Genomic DNA, 20,902 nt, shown 5'->3' on the forward strand with positions numbered 1-20,902 from the left:
CGTCGCGGACGATAAGTTGGCGGCGAGCCCTGCCGCACACCCTTATCTACAGCGGCATGCAGCGCCCATTGAATCCTGCCTCGTGCGGGCCGTCGAAGCATAGCTGGCCTTGTCCGTCGGGTTCGGCCAGCTGTGTCGGATGGTAGGGGTTGCGGGCATCCGGCATCTTGGCCAGCTGCTCGGCATCGAAAGGCCCCGGAGGCAGGCTCACCACCACGGCCAGCAAACGGCGCTTGGCCTCCAGGTCATGCAAACGCCCGGCATACCGGCGCATGTCAGGGCCGGCAACGGTCAGCAGGATATTGCCGGCCCGGTTGCGTATGCCGCCAACCGAGGCCGGCCCGGGAGCCGGCTCCTGCATCGCTGCGGCAAACGCCTCTGGCTCCAGCTGCGACAACTGCACAGCCCGCGCATACGGCGCCAGGCTGGCGTTGATGGTCATCTGCGGGCGGAAGAACAGCTGCAGGCCAAGGTATTCCCGGCCGGAGACGCTCTCCGGCAGTTGCGCATACATCTGCGCGATACCGTAGAACTCGCGCTGCATGGGCTTGAGCAGCGAGCGCTCGTCCACGCTGAACGGCTTCGGAACCGACGGGCGCGGGATCAGCCCCTGGCGATACAGGCGGACCTGCCATTCCAGATTGCGGTTTACCAACACGCCCAGCAGCATCTTCAGCACCAGGTTGTCCGCACGCGCCAGTTGCTGGCGCAGTAGCCTGAGCTCCTCGCGCAGCCCTCCCTGTGCCACATCACCCTGACCATCACGGGCCATTTGCAGCATCAGTAGATTGAGCACCTGCTGGCCCGCGTACACATAAGTGAGTCGCGGTACCGGCTCGGCGACACTCACCGAGGTCAGCGTGCGGTAGTCGTCCATGTTGAGAAAATCCCAGTAGCGCCGCTGCAGAGCGAACCAATCGGGGGCGATACGGCTGCCCAGGTCGGCCTGTGCCAGCAGGCTGTCGAAGCAGCCGAGCGCCTCGATTCGGCAGAACAGTCGCCCTTCTGGCAACGACAGGCTGGCAACGGTCGGCCCCGAATAATCGCTATCGGTCACGCCGCGCCCGGCGTACCAGCGCTCGTAGTGCTGCAGACGGGCCTTACCCAGTGCCTCGGGCTGCTCATCGAAAGGCGCATCGATCCCGTTGAGGAAAAGGTACGCGCGGCTTTCGCCGGTCGCCGCCTGCACCTGCTGCTGCCAGTCCTGCACCTGAGTGCCAAGCGGCTCATCACGCAGCCAGGCGCTGCCACCGACCAGCAGCGCCAGCGCCAGAATCACAGCACCCAGCAGGCCATCCCGTCGGCTCACTGACGCACCTGCGCATCGACCTTGATGTAGTCGCCCGCCACGCTGATGCCCATGCCGCCATAGTCCTGGCAGCCATCGGCGAACACTTCCAGCACGCGCAGCGAGATTCCCTCGCGCAGCAGACTCACCGCGCAACCAGCATTCAGCGCGGCATCCTCCAGGCGCATCTGCACAGCGTCGCCGACCAGCTTGCCCTCAAGCTCACCGACGGCCGCCGGGCCGTACTCCTCGACCCGCGCCCCCGCGCGCAACGGCGCGAAGCTGGCGTGATAACCGCCGCCAGGAATCTCGCTGATCTGCAGTTCGCTCCACACCGCCTGGCCGCTGTAGCGCAGGTAGCGGCCTACCGGGCTGGCACTCAGTGCCGGGTAATCCAGCGCCTGGCTGACCTTGATCAGGTTGTGCCGCGTTGCCGAACCGTAAAGGTTGGTGTCCAGTGCCAACTGCAGCCAGGCGCGGGCCATGCCGGCGTCATCGGCGCGCAGGTTGGCCAACATCAGATTGTTAACGGCGAGCTCGAGCCCAGCTTCATCTTCGTTCTCGACGCGACGCAGCTGACGTTCGAAGGACTCGATGGCCGCCTCGAAACGACCGGCCTGATAGGCGGCCGTGCCCTCCTGGTTGCACTGCGCCGGTGTATCGCACGTTTGTTCGGCCATTACCGGCAGGGCGAGCAGGCCAAACAACATAAGGGGAATGTGGCGCAAGGGCATCATCTGGCATCCTAACCAAGCTAAACCCCATATTAGCCGGGCAACGCACAGCGCGGCAGCGCACAGCCTCCCAATTTCGGAGTCACCATGGAAGCCGGAACCGCACAACTCACGATGACCGTACTGATGACCCCAGACATGGCCAACTTCTCGGGCAACGTCCACGGCGGTACGCTGCTCAAATACATGGACGAAGTCGCCTACGCCTGCGCCAGCCGCTACGCAGGGCGCTATGTGGTGACGCTGTCGGTGGATCAGGTGATCTTTCGCGAGCCGGTGCATGTCGGCGAAATGGTCACCTTCCTCGCCTCGGTCAACTATTGCGGTCGCACCTCCATGGAAGTCGGCATCAAGGTGATCACCGAGAACATCCGCGAACGCTCGGTACGCCATACCAACAGCAGCTTCTTCACCATGGTGGCGATGGACGAGCAGGGTCGCCCGGCAGTGGTGCCCGAACTGCACCCGGACACACCCGACGGCCTGCGCCGTCAGCGCCAGGCCAAACAGCGCCGGCAGATTCGTGAAGAGCTGCAACAGCGCTACCAGGCGTTGAGCGACGAAAAGAACCTGGCATAGGGTCGTAACGGGCGGGCCATCGCCCCCTTCAATCGTGACCGATATAGAACAGCAGCTCGCGGCGCTGCGGATGATCCTTGAGCCAGGTACGAATCTCGTCGGCGCGAGCGATGGCTTCCTCGCCGGCGATGCGGCTGAAGCGCTCACGTCGGGCCTGCTCGCTGGCCTGCTGGCGCACCTGGCGCTGCCAGGCGTCGGTGAAGATCGCCGGCATGCGCTGGCTCAGCTCCAGGGCCTTGAGCAATTGCCATTCGCCACTGTCCAGCCAGGCTTCGTCGCAAGTACCGCATAGGTCGAGACGGTTGGCACGGGTGCCGCTGAACTGAAACTTGCTCATCAGCTTGGCGCACTTGGGGCAACTCAGGGCATGACTGGTTTCGCCCGCTTCGGCCTCGGCGGCCAGCTCAACTGATGTCTCGTGTGCTGGCTGGCGCTCGGCCCAGTCGCGGTAGTGCAGCAGGCTGACCAGTGTGCCTTGGCACTGTGCACAGCCATGGCCAAGCAGGCCATCTTCGAGTCTTGCTGGTTGCAGGCGAGTCGTACGGCAGGCGGGGCAATGCATGGTGACGTCCTTTTCCTATTGAGTGCGCGAACGCTAATCTAGGGTCTGTTGCCGTTTCGCGCACGGCCGCGACGAAACGGCAACAGACCCTAGGGCAAATACGAGAGCAAGAGCGACCCTGAGAACTACTTGGCGGATAAGCTAAGCTCTGTCTCCCGGATCTGGAGTCGTCATGATCAACCTGTTCGATGTCTTCCTGCTGATGCTGTTCGCTGCCGTCTGCGCCTGGCTGTGGCGCGGCCATGGTATTCGCGAGCGTGCACTGGCGTTCGCCAAGCAGCACTGCGCCAAGCTCGACGTGGAGTTGCTCGACGGTGCCGTGGCGCTGCGCCGCCTGGCCATCCAGCGCGACGGCAAGGGCCACCGGCGCCTGGCGCGACTCTATGACTTCGAGTTCACCGTCACCGGCGAGCAACGACTGCGCGGGCATATCAGCATGTTCGGCCCGCATCTCGGCCGCATCGAACTGCAGCCCCATCCGATACTGGAGCCGCAACCCGAGCCGGTTGCGGTGCAGCAGCCAGGCAACGTCATCCGCCTGGAAGACTGGCGGCGCAAGGCGCAGTAGAGCAGCGTGCAGCCTCAATCGTAGGAGCCGGCTTGCCGGTGATATTCGCTACTTGATCGCCGGCAAGCCGGCTCCTACATGATGTAGAGATCTATCAGCTGCGCTGCAGCAGAAAGTCAGCCACGCGCTCGGCGCTGTCTGCCGGTTGCTCCTGCATGAAGCAGTGCCCACCCGGCACCACCTGACTGCGCACATGGGGGTTGCTCGCGCACCAGCGCGCCACGGACTTGGCAACGAAGGGATAGGTGCGTGAGCCGTGAATCACTTCGGTCGGCGTCGTCACCTTGGCCAGCGAAGGCCACAGGCGCCGCGGGAAGGACCCGAAAATATCCGCCTCGCGGCTGGGTCGACACTTGAGTTCGACACCGCCCTCGACCTCCTTCAGCGCATGCTCGATATAGGCGTCGAATGCCGCCTCGTCCCAGCCACGGAACATGCCACGACCATGCAGTGCGGCGTGCGCGCTGGCACGATCCGGCCATTGCCGGCGGCGCTTCTGCGCCTTCTTCGCCATGCCGGTGCGCTGCGCCAGGCCGACCACGTCGGACAATGCCATCACCCCGATCATCGCTGGGCTAAATAGCACTGGATCGAGCAGCACGGCACGGCGGAACAGCTCGGGATGACGCGCCAGGATCAGGCTGGTGAGCACACCGCCGAAGCTGTGACCAAGGGCGAAGCGCGGCACGTCGCCGAACGGTCCTCGCAGGGTATCGAAGGCCTCCACCGCCAGCTCAGCGTTGCGGTTCCAGCCGTGAAAGCGGCCGCCATGGTCGCTGTCACCATGGCCCTGCACATCGCACAGCCATAGGTCGAAGTCCTCGGCCAGCAGCGCCAGCATCGGCGTGTAGACACGCCCGCAATAGCCATTGCCGTGCAGGAAATGCAGCAGCGGCTTGCCCGACGGCGGCGTGTGCCAGCCACGCAGGGTGAAACCGGCAGAGGTGTCATGAGACCAGGGCAGCAGTTGCATTGAGGTTATCCACAGCGACGAAAGCGCGGCGAGTTTAGCAGTCTGTCGCCCGGATTCGACAGGTGGCGAAGGAGGTAGTCAGCACGTCGACGCTCTGTGCCTGATCGAAGATCAGCTCCAACCGTGAGTCCCTGCGCCATTCGCTCGGACTCCAGGCCGCCAACGCTTGCCCCTGCAAGGCATTCAACGAGTGCCAGCCTGCGGCACCATGCAGCACGGCCTTGGCCCTGCGCCAACCCAGGCTTTGCAGCCAGCGGCTGACCTGCTCGAGGTCGAAACGCTGGCTCGGGTGCCAGCGCCAGCCGATACTCCAGCCTTCGACCTGATCCTGCACCTGGCAGACAGGCTCGGCGGCGTTGCGCCAGATCTGCGCCAGGCCGGGTGCAGCTGTGGGTAACTCGGCGCTCACCCCGATGGGCGAGGCCTGCGCCGCCAGCCCCGGCAACAGGGCCAGGTCGAGCCGGCCCTGCGCGGTCCAGTGCAGCGGCACGGATGGCAGATCGGTAGCAATCCGCGCTCGCGCCTCGGCGTCCAAGCCTTCGCTCTTGTTCAACAGCAGCAAGCCGGCCTCAGCCAGCGCCTGACGCTGCACGTCCGGCAGCGGCTGACCGCTAGCCAGCGCGGCAGCATCCAGCACCATCAGTGCCGGTTGCATGGCCAACACATCGAGCCAGGGCGGCTGGCGCAATTGCGCCAGCACCTGCGCCGGATGCCCCAGGCCTGACGGCTCGATCAGCAGGCGGTCGGGCCTGGCCTTGCGCAGCAGGCGCCCGAGGCCGACCTGAAACGGCGCGCCATTGACGCAGCACAGGCAACCACCTGCCACTTCGGCCATGGCAATGCCGTCGTCGCCCTGCTCGAGCAAGGCGGCGTCCAGACCGATCTGGCCGAATTCGTTGATCAGCACCGCCCAGCGCTCGCCCGCCGGTTTCTGCGCCAGCAGGTGACGGATCAACGTGGTCTTGCCGGCACCGAGCGGGCCGGCAATGAGGTGGGTAGGGATTTGACTGAGCATGAATGTATGTTCGGTGGTTCGCCAGACAAGTGCCATCACAGACTGCGATTAAGCAGCATGTTAGATTCGCCGGCAGTTTTTCGGGAGTCGAAACGATGCGTGCATGGCTGTTGCTGTTTTCCCTGCTGCCGGGCCTGGCCCTGGCCGAAGCCTGCGTGGTGCATAGCCAGGCCGAACGCCTGGACGTGAAGGTCTGCCAGGAGAATCGCAACATCCCCGCCACGCTGTTTCGCGAGGGCTTCTGCCAGCCGCAGTTGCAAGGCCAGACGGTCGAGGTGGAGTTCGTCGAGCAGTGCCCCAAGGGTGCCCACGGCGTCTGCCAGAACGCGCGCGCCGGCAGCGGTATGTACCTGCAGGACATCCACTACTACGGCGTGGCCAGCGACGCGTTGTACCTGGAGCCGGCCTGCAAGACACAGTATCAGGGCCAGTGGATCAAGCCCTGAGCCGAGTGTTGTAGGGCGGGTGCAACCCGCCACTCCCTGCTTGGCGGGTTGCACCCGCCCTACGCGGAAACGCTGACATCAAACTTTCACCCAACAGGCGCCTAATGACCTCGGGTACCTCACGTAACCCTCATGCCGAGTCACGCGTCGGCATGATCTCTTGGTGCTTAAGGCCGGGGCAGTCGCTCCGGCCTTTTTTTGTTATGCCCCATTGCAGTGGATCATTTCTCGTAGGAGCCGCGCCTCGCGGCGAATAGTGATCACGCCGCAGGTTTCCTGAACAACCACGATCGCTTCGCCCCGAGGCGGGGCTCCTACCGTCGTCAGCGGGCGATATTCAGGCCAACCAATCCAGGGTCAACAGCAAGCGTCGCTGCCCGGCAGCCGGTTGCGGCGAACGGTGAATCAACCCACGCCCCTCGTTACCCTGCCACTTCTCGCCCTTGGCCAGCGCTACATGGCCGGCGTCGAGACGCTGGATCAACGCCTCGTCCTGCGGCTCGGCACCCGGTTGACCAAGCCGGCTGCGCGGCATCACGCCCTCCTCCAGCCAGTCGCTGCCGACACCGGCATAGCTGGTGATCAGCCGCAGCGGCACGTGGTCGACGTGAAAGCGCGGGCACATGGCCTTGTCCAGCGCGCGCAGGCGCAGGCCGATGCGCCGGGCATCGAGCAGGCAGGCGTAGGCCCGCACCAGCCAGACCACGTCGGCGAGAAAGGCCGCCTGGCCCGGCAGATCGGCGTACTGCGCCAGCAGGCCGTCGAGGTTCGGCTCGCTGTCCGGCTGCGCCAGCTCCAGGGTCATGGACTGCGCCAGCGGCTCACCTTGCGCCAGCAGCGCCTCGGCGAAGTCGGCGATCTGCGCCGGCAGGCGGCGCTGCCAGACCGCCAGGTTGACGCCGTCATGCAGCACCTCGCTGAGCACCTGGATATCCTCGCCCAGCACCTGCCGGGACACTTTCGGCAACTGCAGGGCGAACATCAGGCGGCCTCCTGTTGCCAGGCACCGAAGGGGTCAGCGAGCAGGCACCAGGCATCCGGGCCGCCGGCCATTTCCTCATCGGTGAGCAGGCAGTCGTCCAGCTCGGCGGTCAGCCGCGCGAAGTCGATGTTCTGGCCAATGAATACCAGCTCCTGGCGGCAGTCGCCGACCTCGGCGCTCCAGTACTTCATGATCGCCTGCAGACCTTCCTCGTCCTGCGGCCAGTGCTGCTTGGCCACGAAACGCCACCAGCGCCCGGCCAGGCCGTGGCGCATCAGGCCGCCGGCCTGCGACCAGCTGCCGGCTTCCTGGTACTTGCTGGCCAGCCAGAAGAAGCCCTTGGAGCGCAGCAGTCGGCCGTTGCGCCATTCCTGAGAGAGGAAATCGAAGAAACGCTGCGGATGGAACGGCCGGCGCGCGCGGTAAGCGCTGGAGGCAATGCCGTATTCCTCGGTTTCCGGCACGTGCTCGCCGCGCAGCTCCTTGAGCCAACCCGGCGCCTGCGAGGCGCGGTCGAAGTCGAAGCGGCCGGTGTCGAGGATCTTGTCCAGGGCGATCTGGCCCATGCTCATGGCCTGGATCTCGGCGTGGGTGTTGAGCCCACGGAGGATGGCCATCAACTCCTCGCGCTCGGCCTGGCTGATCAGGTCGATCTTGCTGATGAGGATGACGTCGGCGAACTCCACTTGCTCGATCAGCAGGTCGGTGATCGAGCGTTCGTCCTCCTCGCCGAGGGTTTCGCCCCGGCTGGCCAGGCTGTCGGCCTCATGGAAATCGCGCAGGAAGTTCACCCCGTCGACCACCGTGACCATGGTGTCGAGCCGCGCCAGGTCGGACAGGCTGCGGCCCTGCTCGTCGCGGAAGGTGAAGGTTTCGGCCACCGGCAGCGGCTCGCTGATGCCGGTGGACTCGATCAGCAGGTAGTCGAAGCGGCCTTCGCTGGCCAGGCAACTGACCTCGTCGAGCAGGTCTTCACGCAGGGTGCAGCAGATGCAGCCGTTGCTCATCTCCACCAGCTTCTCTTCGGCGCGGTTGAGGCTGACGTCCTGCTGGACGGTGGCGCCGTCGATGTTGATTTCGCTCATGTCGTTGACGATCACCGCGACCTTGCGGCCTTCACGGTTCTTCAGCACATGGTTGAGCAGGGTGCTCTTGCCGGCGCCAAGAAAGCCGGACAGCACGGTAACGGGTAGACGCTGATTCATGGGGTGTTCCTCGTTCAGTCACGGTCACGCTGATGTTTTTCGCGCTGCTCCTGACGCTCCTTGGCTTCGATGCTCAGGGTCGCGGTCGGGCGCAGCAGCAGGCGCTTGAGGCCGATGGGTTCGCCGGTTGAGGGTCTGCCCCCCGTTTCGTCGTGGCCGCGCCGGCGCCAGTTTTTGCGCGGGGCTAGGCGCGAGACGCGAAGTTTGGTGCTCCAAATGAGCCGTCGAGCAACAACGCACCGCGCAAAAACTGGCCCGGCCCTTCGGGTTGCGCGGCAAATGGCGCCATGCGGCGTTGCGGGACTTGGCAAGGGACCACCATTCCCTGCGTCCCGCGCCTTGCCTGGCGCCATTTGGCGCAGCAACGCGGCTCGCGCCGAAACGGGGGGCAGACCCTGGGCACCAGCCGTATTCGCCACGCGCCAGGCGTTCGAGCGCCTGGTCGATCTTGTCCAGCAGCTTCTTTTCCCGCTCCAGCAGGCGCAGCTGCCATTGGCGCTGCTCCTCGGCGGCACCGATGTCGGCGACGTCGCTGCTGGTATCGGGTTGGCGCAGCTCGGTGAATTCCTCATCGATGCGCACCTGCAACTCGGCACGCTGGGTCAGCAGCAGCTCGCGGAAGAACTGCTGCTGGGCGTCGTTCATGTAGTCGTCGGCTGGCTGGGCCAGCAGTTCGGCTTCGGCGGTCAGGGTCAGGGTCATGGCAAATCGGCTGGCTTGTTTTAATTGTTATAACATAACATTCATTTCTGACCGCTACACACGGATTTGCGATGAACGACCAGCCCCTGCCGGATATTGCCGCCCTAGCCACCCATCACGACCTGCCGCTGGACTGGATCGGCATGGCCGGCATCGCCCTGCCCATTCGTCTGGCGGACGCCGCCGTGAACGCCTGCGTCGATATCGGCGTGAGCATCGAGCTGCAGGTCGAGGTCGCCTACTCGTCCACCTGCCCCTGCTCGGCAGCGCTGGCACGGCAGCTGATCCAGCAACGCTTCGCCTGGGACTTTCCCGACCAGCAGGTGGATTACTCCAGCGTGCTCGACTGGCTCGGCTCGACCCAGGGCATCGTCGCCACCCCGCACAGTCAGCGCAGTACGGCGACCCTACAACTGCGCCTGGCACCGGGCTGCGTCGAACTGCCCGTACTGGCGTTGATCGACAGTGCCGAGCAGGCCCTCGGCACGCCGGTACAGACCGCGGTGAAGCGCGCCGACGAACAGGCCTTCGCCCTGGCCAACGGGCAGAACCTGATGTTCTGCGAAGATGCCGCACGCCGTCTGCACCGCACCCTGCGCCAATTGCCGCAAGCCAGCGCGTTCCGCCTCAAGGTCGTACACGCAGAAAGCCTCCACGCCCACGATGCGGTGGCTCAGAGCCGCTGGAGCTGAGGCATGGCAGACGGCTCCTGTACAGACTTGCTGGCCATCCGGTTTTGCGCTGATACCGTGGTAACCGCTATGGTGGAGAGCCATCACCATCGTCTAAAGGCCCGCATGCAGATCGAACTGATCGAGATCCGCGACCACCTGAATCGCTACGCCCCCTTCGACAACCTGCCGGAACAAACTCTCGACGAGATCGCCCGCCAGGTGCAGGTGGGCTACTTCAAGGCCGGTAGCGAAATCCTCGCCGTCGGTGCGCCGATCCACGAGCTGCATTACGTGCGCAGCGGCGCGGTGGAAATCCACCGGCGTGGCGGCGAACTGCACAACCGCCTCAGCGAGGGTGACATCTTCGGTCAGGCCGGCCTGCTGCGCGGCAACAAGGTACGCCTGGGTGCCACCGCGATCGAAGACAGCCTGATCTACTTCATCCCCGGCGCGCTGTTCCATCAGCTCTGCGAGCAGTTCGACAGCTTCGCCGACTTCGTCGAGGCTGAAGGTCAGTCGCGCCTCAAGTCCGCCCTGGAAGACAGCCACGGCAAGGCCAGCGAGCTGATGAAGATCAAGGTGCGCAAGCTGATCTCGCGCAGTGCGATCAGCGTGCCGCTGGATACGCCGATCCAGCAGGTGGCGCAGGTGATGACCGAACACAGCGTGTCCTCGGTGATCGTCGTCGATCCCGGCACGCGCTGGCCCGACCCGCACCAGGTGGACGTCGCCGAGCAGCAGAACCAGGTGATGGCAGGCATCCTCACCGACCGAGACCTGCGCACCCGCGTGGTCGCCGCCGGCCTGCCCAGCGATACGCCGGTCAGCCAGATCATGACGCCCAACCCGATCACCCTGCAGGCCGACGACTCGGTGTTCGAGGCCATGCTGTGCATGCTGCGCAACAACATCCACCACCTGCCGGTGCTGCATCGCCGCCGCCCGGTGGGCGTGGTGGCGTTGGCCGACATCATCCGCTACGAGTCGCGCAGCAGCCTGTATCTGGTCAACGGCATCTTCAACAAGACCTCGGTGGAGGGGCTCAAGAGCCTGCTGCCGGATCTGCGCGCCACCTTCGTACGGATGGTCGCCGACGATGCCAGCGCACACATGGTCGGCAGCGCCATGAGCGGTATCGGCCGCGCCTTCAGCCAGCGCCTGCTGGAGCTGGCCGAACAGAAGCTCGGCCCGCCGCCAGTGCCCTACTGCTTCATGGTCGCCGGCTCCATGGCCCGCGACGAGCAACTGCTGCTCACCGACCAGGACAACGCCCTGGTGCTCGACGACCGCTTCGATGCGGACGAACACGACGCCTACTTCGCCGAACTGGCGCAGTTCGTCAGCGACGGCCTGGCCGCCTGCGGCTACAGCTACTGCAAGGGCGGCATTATGGCCACCAACCCCAAATGGCGGCAGCCGCTGAAGGTGTGGCGGCAATACTTCAGCGACTGGATCGAGCGGCCCAACCCGGAAACCCTGCTCAACGCCAGCATCTTCTTCGACCTCGACGGCCTCTTCGGCGAAACCGAGCTGGTGGAAAGCCTCAAGGACCTGCTGGCACAGAAGGCCAGCGCCAGCCCCGCCTTCCTCGCCGCGCTGGCACGTAACGCGCTCAACCGCACGCCGCCACTGGGCTTCTTCCGCACCTTCGTGATGGAAACCGACGGCCGCCACCGCAACATTATCAACCTCAAGGGCCGCGGCACCGCGCCACTCACCGACCTGATCCGCGTGCACGCCCTGGCCTGTGGCTCCAAGGCGCAGAACTCGCTGGATCGGCTCGACGCCATCGCCGCCACCAAGCTGCTGCCCAAGGAAGCGCTGGAGCACCTGCGCTACGCCTTCGAGTTCCTCAGCCTGGTGCGTGTACGCCACCAGGCCCGTGAAGTCGAGGCCGGCAACGCGCCGAGCAACTACATCGAGCCGGAACAGTTCAGCGCCAGCGAACGCCAGCACCTCAAGGAAGCCTTCCAGGTGATCAGCAACGCGCAGAAATTCCTGCGCTTTCGCTACCCCGCACAGCCAGCGAGCCGCCCGCGATGAGCGAGCGCGCAGCCCAGGACTGGCCGCAACTGTTCGCCAGCCTCGCCGAAAGCAGCCGCGACCCGCGCCTGCGCGCCTTCTACGGCGCCGGCTGCGTCGCCGCTGATACGCCATTGGCGGAAGTGCCGCTGGTGGCGCTGGACGTGGAAACCACCGGCCTCGACCCGCGTAAGCACGCCATCGTCAGCCTTGGCCTGGTGCCACTGAGCCTGCAACGCATCCGCTGCGCAGAAGCCCGTTATTGGGTGGTCAAACCCACCAGCGAGTTGAGTGCCGAATCAGTCACCTTCCACCACATCACCCACAGCGACATCCGCCACGCCCCACGCCTGGCCAGCGTGCTCGACGAACTGCTCGAAGCCCTGGCCGGCAAGGTGGTGGTGGCGCACTACCGCAATATCGAGCGCAGCTTCCTCGACCAGGCCGTGCGCCAGCACCTGGGCGAAGGGCTGATCTTCCCCATCATCGACACCATGGAACTGGAAGCGCGCCTGCACCCCAAGCGCACCGTGAGCTGGTGGGACCGGCTGCGCGGCCGCGAACCCGTTTCCATCCGCCTGGCCGACAGCCGCCTGCGCTACGGCCTGCCGCTGTACTCCGCGCACCATGCACTGACCGATGCACTGGCCTGTGGAGAACTGCTGCAGGCACAAGTGGCGACGCACTATCCGGGGCGTACACCGATCAGCGCTCTCTGGAGCTGAACCCCAGCCACCCGCGCGACGCGCGGGTACTCTCGAATCAGGACAACACAAGCACAGGCCCATGAATCGCCGCAAAAAGATCAAAAAACTGCTCGAAGCTCACGCCAAGAAGGCCAATGCCAAGCTCGCGCCTAAAAGCAATAAACCCAAGTACATCAGCAAAGCTGACAGGGCGAAGTTGGAAGCTGAAGCGGCTCAAGAGCTCGTCACGCCCGCTGAGTAAAAGTCGGATAAACGGATGATGCCCACGATGTGCGTCGGCCCCATCGAAAAGCCAAGAGCATCGCGGCTAAAGCCCCTCCCACACGAACGGGCTAACCCAGCACCTTGTCCGCCGTATAAACCGCCTCATCAAGAAACACGTTAACCGCCGGGTGATCACGCTCGCCCTTGCGGTAGGCGAGGAACACACCGCGTTGGATCGCCGGCAGCAGCGGCACGGCGGTGACGCCGGGTAGCGTTCGTACCAGGCGCAGGCCGGAGACGATGGAGATGGAGTTGCCCGAGGCGACCATGGCCGCGACCATTTCGAAGCCGGCGCAGTGGGCATTGATGCGCGGCGCATAACCCGAAAGGCGGCACAGGTTGGTGATGAATTCGCCGAACGAGCTGCCGGTGGAGTCCAGCGCCCAGGCTTCGTCGCGCAGCTCGGCGATGGTCAGGCTGTCGCGCCGGGCCAGAGCATGGTCGATGGGCAGCAAGACGTGCAGCAGGTCCTGGGTCAAGGGAATCAGCGCGTAGTTCTCGCGGTTTTCGTCGGGCTGCACGGCCAGGTCGTCGATCACTGCCACGTCGATCTGCCAGGCGCCGAGGGCGCTGAGGCTTTCCTGCGGTTCCAGTTCCAATACCACCACGTTCAGCCGCGGGTAGGCGCTGCGCAACGCGCGCACGGTTTCCGCGATTACCGCCACGGCAATCGAGGGGAAAGCCGCCACACGCAATTCACCGGCGATTTCGCCGCGCAGCAGCGCCAGCTCCGAGCGCGCTTCGTCGAGCACCATCAGAATGCGTTCGGCATGCGCCACCAGGCGCTCGCCGGCCGGGGTCAGCACCACGCCGCGCCCGCGTCGTTCGATTAGCGCCATGTCCACCTCGCGTTCGAGCTGGGACACCTGCTGCGAAACCGCCGAAGGCGTCAGGTGCAGCGACTCGGCGGCGGCCGCCATGGTGCGGCAGCGGGCCAGTTCACGCAGGGTGCGCAGGCGGGTGATGTCCATGGCGCGATCTCAATAGTTAAGGGTCGCTAACGAATAGGTTAAAAATAAATCAGTATACATAATGATATGGCCGGCCTTAGATAGAGATATCCACACGCGCTGAACCGGGCGCGTGGTTCACCCACATACAGGCACGGCTGAAAACCCGGTTTTCAGCCGTGCCCACAGAAGAAGAATCTCGCCATGGCTATCAGCGTTTTCGACCTGTTCAAAGTCGGTATCGGCCCCTCCAGCTCCCACACCGTCGGCCCGATGCGCGCGGCCGCGCTGTTCACCCACGCCCTGGAAAACCACGGCCACATGCCGCAGGTGACCCGTGTCGCCGCCGAGCTGTATGGCTCGCTGGGTGCCACCGGCAAGGGCCACGGCAGTGACAAGGCGGTGCTGCTCGGCCTCAGCGGCTACGAGCCGGACACCGTCGACGTGGATCAGGTGCCCGGCTACATCGAGGCCATCCGCCGCGACAAGCGCATCGTCCTGGCCGGCAAGCACGCCGTCGCCTTCGACGAGAAGGCCGACCTGAAGATGTTCCGCAAGGCGCTGCCGCTGCACGCCAATGGCCTGCGCTTCGCCGCCTTCGACGCCGCCGGCATTCAGGTGCACGAGGCCACCTACTACTCGGTGGGCGGCGGCTTCGTGGTCAGCGAGGCGATCCTCGCCGACGGTTCCAAGCACAAGGTCATCGCCCCGGACGCCACCAGTCTGCCGCTGCCGTTCAGCAGTGGCGCAGACCTGTTGCGCCTGGCGCGCGAGAACGGCATCGGCATTGCCGAGGTGATGCGCCGCAATGAACGTCACTGGCGCAGCGACGAAGAAACCGACGCCGGCCTACTGGAAATCTGGAAGGTGATGCAGGCCTGCGTCGACCGTGGCTGCCGCACCGAGGGCATTCTGCCGGGCGGCTTCAAGGTACGTCGCCGCGCGGCGATCCTGGCGCGCAAGCTGGGCGGCTTCCAGCGCAGCTACCTGGAAGACCCGCTGCGCATGCTCGACTGGGTCAACCTCTGGGCCCTGGCGGTGAACGAGGAGAATGCCGCCGGTGGCCGCGTGGTCACCGCGCCAACCAACGGCGCCGCCGGCATCATCCCGGCGGTACTGCACTACTACGCCAACGCCATTTCCGGCGCCAGCGAGCGCGGCATCATCGACTTTCTGCTGACCGCCGGCGCCATCGGCATCCTGTACAAGGAAAACGCCTCGATCAGCGGCGCCGAAGTCGGCTGCCAGGGTGAAGTCGGCGTAGCCTGTTCGATGGCGGCCGGTGCGTTGTGTGCTGTTCTGGGCGGCACTCCGGAGCAGGTCGAGAACGCGGCGGAAATCGGCATGGAGCACCACCTGGGCCTGACCTGCGACCCGGTCGGCGGCCTGGTGCAGATCCCCTGTATCGAGCGCAACGCCATCGCTTCGGTCAAAGCCATCAACGCCGCGCGCATGGCGCTGTACGGCGACGGCTCGCACTACGTGAGCCTGGACAAGGTGATCAAGACCATGCGCGAGACCGGCGCGGACATGCTGACCAAATACAAGGAAACCGCCCGTGGCGGCCTGGCGGTGAACATCATCGAGTGCTGATGCACGACCGCCAGATACAAAAACGCCGCGGACCCTGACAGATCCGCGGCGTTTTTGTTTGTGGCCGTTGGCGATGATGCGGCATTGAAAGCGCCCTCTCGCCCAGCCCCTCTCCCATCAATCAATAGGAGAGGGGAACGAGCTGCGTAAACACTGAAAAAGCCGTCATGCCCGCGCAGGCGGGCATCCAGAACCTACGAATCATCTGGGCTCCCGCCTGCGCGGGAGTGACGATAAATAGCTTTTTCAGAACATCCCTAACGCGGCTCGCTCATCAGGCCTTTGACGATGGAAATACAGCCCACCAGCAGCACGATGGTGAACGGCAGGCCCGTCGACACAGCCATGGCCTGCAGCGCCACCAGACCGCCGCCGAGCAGCAGGGCGATGGCGATCACGCCTTCGATGCTGGCCCAGAACACGCGCTGCGGTACCGGCGCGTTGACCTTGCCGCCAGCGGTGATGGTGTCGATCACCAGGGAGCCCGAGTCCGACGAGGTGATGAAGAACACCACCACCAGCACGATGCCGATGAACGAGGTGATACCGGTCAGCGGCATTTCACCGAGCATGCTGAACAGCTTCAGCTCCAGGCCGGCTTCCTGCGCACCGGTGAAACCATCGACCAGCAGCTGGTTGATAGCGGTGCCACCGAAGGCAGTCATCCACAGCACCGACACCAGCGACGGCACCAGCAGCACGGCGACGAGGAACTCACGCACACTGCGACCACGGCTGACCCGTGCGATGAACATGCCGACGAACGGCGACCAGCTGATCCACCAGGCCCAGTAGAAGGCGGTCCAGCCCTGGCTGAAGTTGACGTCCTCACGGCCGATCGGGTTGGCCAGCGCCGGCAGGTACTGCAGGTAGGCGCCGAGGTTCTTGAAGAAGTCGGTGAAGATCACCAGGGTCGGCCCGGCGATGATGATGAACAACAACAGGGCCATGGCCAGGCCCATATTGATCTCCGACAGACGCTTGACCCCCTTGTCGAGGCCGGCGACCACCGAAGCCAGCGCGATCAGGGTGATGGCGACGATCAGCAGCACCTTGGTGGTGTCCGTCGCCGGGATACCGAACAGGTACTCCACACCCGCAGCCGCCTGCTCCGCGCCCAGGCCCAGCGAGGTGACCAGGCCGAACAGGGTGGCGAACACCGCGAGAATGTCGACCACATGGCCCGGCCAGCCCCACACGCGCTCACCGAGAATCGGGTAGAAGATCGAGCGGATCGACAGCGGCAGGCCCTTGTTGAACGAGAACAGCGCCAGCGCCAGGGCGACGATGGCGTAGATCGCCCAGGGGTGCAGACCCCAGTGGAAGATGGTCGCAGCCATGCCCAGACGCACGGCTTCTTCTGCGTTGCCGGCAGCGCCGCCAAGCGGCGCCCAGTCGGTACGCACGCCATCCTCACCGACAGTGATACCACCCATCGCCGCGCTGTAGTGCGACATGGGCTCGGACACGCCGTAGAACATCAGGCCGATGCCCATACCGGCGGCGAACAGCATGGAGAACCAGCCCATGTAGGTGTAGTCGGGCGTCGCGTCCTTGCCTCCGATGCGCACCTTGCCCAGCGGCGAGAGGATCAGGCCGAGACAGAGCAGGACGAAGACATTCGCGGCACCGATGAAGAACCAGGCCATGTGATGGGTGAGCCAGTCGCGCAGGCCGCTGAACAGCGGCTCGATCTGGTTCTGCAGCGCCAGGGCGAGTACTACGAAGATCACCGCGACCAGCGCGGAAATGGTGAAGACCTTGCCGTGAATGTCGAGGGCGAAGATGAACTTGCCCTGAATGTTGTCCTGGCCGATGACGTAATCGGTATCGATCAGGTTGGCCTCGCCGGTCGGTGCCGGGATGCCTTCGTTGGTTTCCGCTGCGGATGGCGGTGTCGTGTCATGCGAAGGGACGTTTCCCATGGTTGGCGTTCTCCTTGATGCGTTTGACTCGCTGAACGAGCGTGAACAGGACGGTTGCCCTCCTCCAATTGAGATCGACCGGAAAGGGGTCGAACCGGAAAGGCTAACACATGAATTCCGTTCATTCGGAAACCAAGACACGTGAAAGCCTCGAATAATTCCCTGACAGCTGGCAATTTGCCCGGCACTGCCATTCGCGGCATGGCCGTGGCAGGATGGCGGCGAACGCTGCGCAACACCCACGGTCAGCTGCACACAGCCAGTGCAAAGGAAGACCCTGCATGCCCGCGGACTTCGGCATTCCCCACCTGTTCGCCTACCTGATCGCCACCGTTCACGCCCTCGGCGTACTGGCGGCGATCCACGCCGTACTGACCGTGCGCACGGCCCAGGGCGCGCTGGCCTGGGGTCTGTCGCTGTTCTTCATGCCCTACCTGACGCTGCTGCCCTACCTGGTATTCGGCCGCAGCCGTTTCGATGCCTACGTCAGGGCGCGGCGCCAGGCCGACAGGGAAATGCGCCACGCCATGGCCGCACAGGACTGGCGCCCCTGGGTCGAGGAAGCCAAGGCCGCGCATCTATCACCGGCTTACGATCGCCTGCGGGCGCTGCCGCGCCTGTCGCACCTGCCGGGCGTGACCGGCAACCGCGTCGATCTGCTGATCGACGGCGAGGCCACCTTCGAGGCGATCCTCAAAGCCCTGGACAGCGCGCAGCAGGTGATCCTGCTGCAGTTCTTCATCATCCGTGACGACGCCCTCGGCCGGCGCCTGCGCGACGTGCTGCTGGAGCGCGCCGCCGCAGGCGTGCAGGTACACGTGCTGTATGACGGCGTCGGCAGTCATGCGCTGCCGCGCGCCTATATCGACAGCCTGCGCCGCGGCGGCGCGCAGGTGCACGCCTTCCCCACCCGCGCCGGACTGTTCAATCGCTTCCAGCTGAATTTCCGCAACCACCGCAAGATCGTCGTGGTCGACGGCGAGATCGGCTTTCTCGGCGGGCTCAACGTCGGCGTCGAATACCTCGGCCAGAAGCCACCCCTGGCGCCCTGGCGCGACACCCATGTGGAAGTACGCGGGCCGGTGGTGGCAAGCCTGCAGGAAGCCTTCGCCGAAGACTGGTACTGGGCCTGCCGCAAGCTGCCGCCGCTGCTGATGCCGAGCAAACAGGACGACCCCGGCCTACTCTGCCAGGTGATTGCCAGCGGCCCGGCGGACCCGCAGGAAACCTGCTCGCTGCTGTTCGTCGAAGCGATTCACGCAGCGCGCGAACGGGTCTGGCTGAGCAGTCCCTACTTCGTGCCCGACGAGGCACTGTTCGCCGCCCTGCGCCTAACGGTGATGCGCGGCGTGGACGTGCGCCTGCTGCTACCGGCGCGCCCCGACCACCGCATCGTCTACGCCGCCTCCAGCCTGTATGCCTTCGAGGCGCTGCGCGCCGGCGTGCGCATCTTCCGCTACCAGCCGGGCTTCCTCCACCAGAAGGCCCTGCTGATCGATCACGACGCCTGCCTGCTGGGCAGCGCCAACCTGGACAACCGCTCCTTCCGCCTCAATTTCGAGGCCAGCCTGCTGACCTTCGACGAGGGCTTCAACGCCCAAGTGGCGAACATGCTGGAAGAGGACTTCAGCCGCTCGCGCGAACTGGCCAATGCCGACCGGCGCAACCTGCATCGCCTGCAGCAACTGGGCATGCGCGTGGCACGGCTGATCTCGCCGATCCTCTGAGTCGCGTCTATGGTTATGAGGCCGCCGCTGTTAGCCGTCAGCGAGACTCCGCGATGAAGACACTGCTCAGCCTGCTGCTTTGCCTCTGCATCAACCTCGACGCCCTGGCGCAGCCGCCGATCCGTGTCGGCGTCGAGCTGCAGCCCTACAAGCCCTATTACGCGGTGGAAGATGGTGAGTACGGTGGTTACGCCCGCGAGCTGCTGGATGCCTTCGCCGCCGAATACGGCTACCAGTTCGTCTATACGCCGCTGCCGGTCAGGCGCCTGCTCAGTGATTTTCTCGCTGGCCGGGTCGATCTGAAGTTTCCCGACCACCCTCAGTGGAACGCCGATCAGAAGGCCGGCCATGCGGTGCGCTACAGCCGGCCGGCAGCCCCCTACATCGATGGCGTGCTGGTCAAGCCGCAGTATCTCGGCCAGGGCAAGCAGCGCATCGCCTTGCTCGGCACGCAGAACGGCTTCACCCCCTGGCCATATCTGGCAGAGATCCAGGCCGGGCACATCAAGCTGATCCAGGCCAACCAGATCGAATCACTGCTGATGATGGCCGCCAGCGACCGGGTCGATGCGGTGTACCTCAACCCCCGCGTGGTCACCCATCAGCTGCGCCAGATGCGCCTGGCGCCGGACGCCCTGGTGTTCGACCCGCAGCTCGCGCACGTCGAGGATCACTACTACCTGTCGAGCATCCGCCATCCCGAGCTGATCGAGGCCTTCGACCGTTTCCTCGAACAGCGCGCCGAGCTGGTCGCGGCGCTTCGTTTACGTCACGGCCTGTGAAACCCCGCGCAGGCGCTGTTCGGCGAGCACGCGCGAGCGACGTTTCCTGGCCCAGATCACCACGCCCGTCACGGACAGGCCGGCAACGGCCAAACCGAGCAACGACACCAGGATACGTCCCGGCAGACCGATGATGCGCCCCGAGTGCAGCGGGAACTGTGCCTGCAGGAAGATATCCCCGGCACTGCCGGTGCCCGGCACATGCGCGCCGGCCAGTTCGCCGCTCTGACTGTCGACGTAGATCCAGGGGTTGCCCAGCCCGGCATCGCCGTGATCGTCGCCCGGCTCGTAGAAGCCGACGCCATACACGCCGAACTCGGCCGAATGGAACAGCCCGCCAGGAGGCGCGTCCCAGCCCAGCCGCCGCGCCTCGGCATCGGCCACGGCGATGGCCTGGCGGCGGTCGATCAGCGGCACGATCTGCTTATCCAGGGTCACCGGCGTGCGGCTGGCGAAGGGGCTGGGTGTCAGCGGCGAGAACAGCGCCACCAGCGGGCGCACCACCTGGCGTTCGAGGTTCATCGACACCGAGGTGACGGCCAGCACCAGCAGCAACAGCCAGATCCACACGCCACCTGAGCGATGGAGGTCGAAATTCAGCTTGTAGCCGCCCTGGCGCCAGCGAAAGGCGAACGACTTGCGCCAGCTGCGCAGGTTGGGAAACGACAGCCACAGCGCCACCAGGCAGTCGATGCACCAGACGATGGCGACGATGCCGAAGAACAGCACGCCCAGCTCGATACCGAAGCCATCCGGGATATGCAGGCTGTAGTGCAGCTTGTAGAGAAACGGCAGCAGGTTTTCCCGGTTCAGGGAGATAGCGCCCCATTCTCGCTGGCCCTGGATGTCGCCAGTGACCGGGTCGATGCCGAGCTGGTTGAAGCCGAGCTCGAAGGCCTTGCCGGTGGCTGGATCGACACGCGGATCGACGAAGATGCCCAGCGCATGGCCGGGTTCCAGCGCCAGCGACATGAAGCTCACCTGCAGGCGCGGATCGCGCGCTTCCAGGGCGTCCACCAGTTGCAGCGGGTCCTGCGCCTGCCCTTCGGTTTGCGCATCGAACAGGTGCGGGTTGAGCCATTCGTCCAGTTCGTGATCCCAGGAAATGACAGCGCCGGTCAAGCCGGCGGTGAACAGGAACAGGGCGATGAACAGGCCGCACCAGCGGTGCAGGAGTACCAGAATCGGGCGCATCGAATCCTCT

Annotated in this window: 20 protein-coding genes and 2 pseudogenes; 10 read left to right on the forward strand and 12 right to left on the reverse strand. The window is 65.1% G+C overall.

Translation table 11 applies throughout. From position 1 onward, the window contains the following. Positions 1-46: 46 nt before the first annotated feature. The gene (locus DBO86_RS23660) at positions 47-1,309 is read right to left on the reverse strand and encodes a hypothetical protein (protein WP_074855764.1); all 1,263 of its coding nucleotides are present in this window, start codon (positions 1,307-1,309) and stop codon (positions 47-49) included. Continuing rightward, positions 1,306-2,025 (reverse strand): hypothetical protein, encoded by a 720-nt coding sequence (locus tag DBO86_RS23665; protein WP_108235028.1) that lies wholly within the window; start codon positions 2,023-2,025, stop codon positions 1,306-1,308. Before DBO86_RS23665 ends, DBO86_RS23660 begins: the two co-directional genes overlap by 4 nt. Before the next feature lie 84 nt (positions 2,026-2,109). On the opposite strand from DBO86_RS23665, the gene DBO86_RS23670 reads away from it, so the two are divergent. Continuing rightward, positions 2,110-2,601: an acyl-CoA thioesterase gene (locus tag DBO86_RS23670; protein ID WP_074855761.1), complete on the forward strand. Its 492-nt coding sequence runs from the start codon at positions 2,110-2,112 to the stop codon at positions 2,599-2,601. A 28-nt stretch (positions 2,602-2,629) separates the two neighbouring features. Here the strand turns inward: DBO86_RS23670 and DBO86_RS23675 are convergent, their stop codons facing one another. Continuing rightward, the gene (locus DBO86_RS23675) at positions 2,630-3,163 is read right to left on the reverse strand and encodes a TFIIB-type zinc ribbon-containing protein (protein ID WP_108235029.1); all 534 of its coding nucleotides are present in this window, start codon (positions 3,161-3,163) and stop codon (positions 2,630-2,632) included. Between the two features lie 172 nt (positions 3,164-3,335). On the opposite strand from DBO86_RS23675, the gene DBO86_RS23680 reads away from it, so the two are divergent. Continuing rightward, positions 3,336-3,731 carry a DUF3301 domain-containing protein gene (locus DBO86_RS23680; RefSeq protein WP_003464776.1) on the forward strand — a complete coding sequence of 132 codons (396 nt, stop codon included), beginning with the start codon at positions 3,336-3,338 and terminating at the stop codon, positions 3,729-3,731. Between the two features lie 94 nt (positions 3,732-3,825). Here DBO86_RS23680 and DBO86_RS23685 read toward each other — a convergent pair whose 3' ends face one another. Together DBO86_RS23685 and DBO86_RS23690 are read right to left on the reverse strand one after the other, a co-directional pair. Then, positions 3,826-4,704 carry an alpha/beta fold hydrolase gene (locus tag DBO86_RS23685; protein ID WP_003464779.1) on the reverse strand — a complete coding sequence of 293 codons (879 nt, stop codon included), beginning with the start codon at positions 4,702-4,704 and terminating at the stop codon, positions 3,826-3,828. A 34-nt stretch (positions 4,705-4,738) separates the two neighbouring features. After that, complete coding sequence (locus DBO86_RS23690) at positions 4,739-5,719, reverse strand: CobW family GTP-binding protein (RefSeq protein ID WP_074855757.1); 981 nt, start codon at positions 5,717-5,719, stop codon at positions 4,739-4,741. 95 nt (positions 5,720-5,814) lie between these two features. On the opposite strand from DBO86_RS23690, the gene DBO86_RS23695 reads away from it, so the two are divergent. Next, entirely contained in the window at positions 5,815-6,165 is a 351-nt protein-coding gene (locus DBO86_RS23695; RefSeq protein WP_003464786.1) for a hypothetical protein, read from the forward strand. 337 nt (positions 6,166-6,502) lie between these two features. On the opposite strand, the gene DBO86_RS23700 is transcribed toward DBO86_RS23695, so the two are convergent. The 4 genes and pseudogenes from DBO86_RS23700 to DBO86_RS23720 form a co-directional block, all read right to left on the reverse strand. After that, the gene (locus tag DBO86_RS23700) at positions 6,503-7,147 is read right to left on the reverse strand and encodes a DUF1826 domain-containing protein (RefSeq protein ID WP_108235030.1); all 645 of its coding nucleotides are present in this window, start codon (positions 7,145-7,147) and stop codon (positions 6,503-6,505) included. Beyond that, positions 7,147-8,352 (reverse strand): zinc metallochaperone GTPase ZigA, encoded by a 1,206-nt coding sequence (zigA, locus tag DBO86_RS23705; RefSeq protein ID WP_108235031.1) that lies wholly within the window; start codon positions 8,350-8,352, stop codon positions 7,147-7,149. Before zigA ends, DBO86_RS23700 begins: the two co-directional genes overlap by 1 nt. Before the next feature lie 14 nt (positions 8,353-8,366). After that, positions 8,367-8,486, reverse strand: a pseudogene (locus DBO86_RS23710) (TraR/DksA C4-type zinc finger protein); the annotation flags it as partial. A gap of 229 nt (positions 8,487-8,715) precedes the next feature. Next, a pseudogene (locus tag DBO86_RS23720) lies at positions 8,716-9,054 on the reverse strand (TraR/DksA C4-type zinc finger protein); the annotation flags it as partial. A gap of 71 nt (positions 9,055-9,125) precedes the next feature. On the opposite strand from DBO86_RS23720, the gene DBO86_RS23725 reads away from it, so the two are divergent. The 4 genes from DBO86_RS23725 (at position 9,126) to DBO86_RS23740 (ending at position 12,698) form a co-directional block, all read left to right on the forward strand. After that, the gene (locus tag DBO86_RS23725) at positions 9,126-9,746 is read left to right on the forward strand and encodes a GTP cyclohydrolase, FolE2/MptA family (protein WP_108235032.1); all 621 of its coding nucleotides are present in this window, start codon (positions 9,126-9,128) and stop codon (positions 9,744-9,746) included. Positions 9,747-9,851: 105 nt separating this feature from the next. Next, entirely contained in the window at positions 9,852-11,771 is a 1,920-nt protein-coding gene (locus DBO86_RS23730; protein WP_108235097.1) for a DUF294 nucleotidyltransferase-like domain-containing protein, read from the forward strand. After that, positions 11,768-12,475, forward strand: a complete 708-nt coding sequence (locus tag DBO86_RS23735; protein WP_108235033.1) for a 3'-5' exonuclease — start codon at positions 11,768-11,770, stop codon at positions 12,473-12,475. Before DBO86_RS23730 ends, DBO86_RS23735 begins: the two co-directional genes overlap by 4 nt. Positions 12,476-12,536: 61 nt before the next feature. After that, positions 12,537-12,698 carry a DUF2986 domain-containing protein gene (locus DBO86_RS23740; protein WP_108235034.1) on the forward strand — a complete coding sequence of 54 codons (162 nt, stop codon included), beginning with the start codon at positions 12,537-12,539 and terminating at the stop codon, positions 12,696-12,698. 91 nt (positions 12,699-12,789) lie between these two features. Here DBO86_RS23740 and DBO86_RS23745 read toward each other — a convergent pair whose 3' ends face one another. Next, a complete protein-coding gene (locus tag DBO86_RS23745; RefSeq protein ID WP_108235035.1) occupies positions 12,790-13,692 on the reverse strand; it encodes a LysR family transcriptional regulator in 903 nt (300 codons plus the stop codon). 183 nt (positions 13,693-13,875) lie between these two features. Here DBO86_RS23745 and DBO86_RS23750 point away from each other — a divergent pair, with 183 nt between their 5' ends. Further along, positions 13,876-15,264: an L-serine ammonia-lyase gene (locus tag DBO86_RS23750; protein ID WP_003464812.1), complete on the forward strand. Its 1,389-nt coding sequence runs from the start codon at positions 13,876-13,878 to the stop codon at positions 15,262-15,264. A gap of 257 nt (positions 15,265-15,521) precedes the next feature. Here DBO86_RS23750 and DBO86_RS23755 read toward each other — a convergent pair whose 3' ends face one another. Continuing rightward, positions 15,522-17,189, reverse strand: a complete 1,668-nt coding sequence (locus DBO86_RS23755; protein ID WP_108235036.1) for a BCCT family transporter — start codon at positions 17,187-17,189, stop codon at positions 15,522-15,524. 281 nt (positions 17,190-17,470) lie between these two features. On the opposite strand from DBO86_RS23755, the gene cls reads away from it, so the two are divergent. Continuing rightward, positions 17,471-18,916, forward strand: a complete 1,446-nt coding sequence (cls, locus tag DBO86_RS23760) for a cardiolipin synthase (protein ID WP_108235037.1) — start codon at positions 17,471-17,473, stop codon at positions 18,914-18,916. Positions 18,917-18,969: 53 nt separating this feature from the next. Next, positions 18,970-19,698, forward strand: a complete 729-nt coding sequence (locus DBO86_RS23765; RefSeq protein WP_108235038.1) for a substrate-binding periplasmic protein — start codon at positions 18,970-18,972, stop codon at positions 19,696-19,698. Here the strand turns inward: DBO86_RS23765 and DBO86_RS23770 are convergent. Continuing rightward, positions 19,681-20,892: a PepSY-associated TM helix domain-containing protein gene (locus tag DBO86_RS23770; protein WP_108235039.1), complete on the reverse strand. Its 1,212-nt coding sequence runs from the start codon at positions 20,890-20,892 to the stop codon at positions 19,681-19,683. The two genes, DBO86_RS23765 and DBO86_RS23770, sit on opposite strands and share 18 nt — an antisense overlap. Positions 20,893-20,902 lie beyond the last annotated feature (10 nt).

Source organism: Ectopseudomonas oleovorans (assembly GCF_003052605.1).
GTDB classification, from domain to species: domain Bacteria; phylum Pseudomonadota; class Gammaproteobacteria; order Pseudomonadales; family Pseudomonadaceae; genus Aquipseudomonas; species Aquipseudomonas oleovorans_A.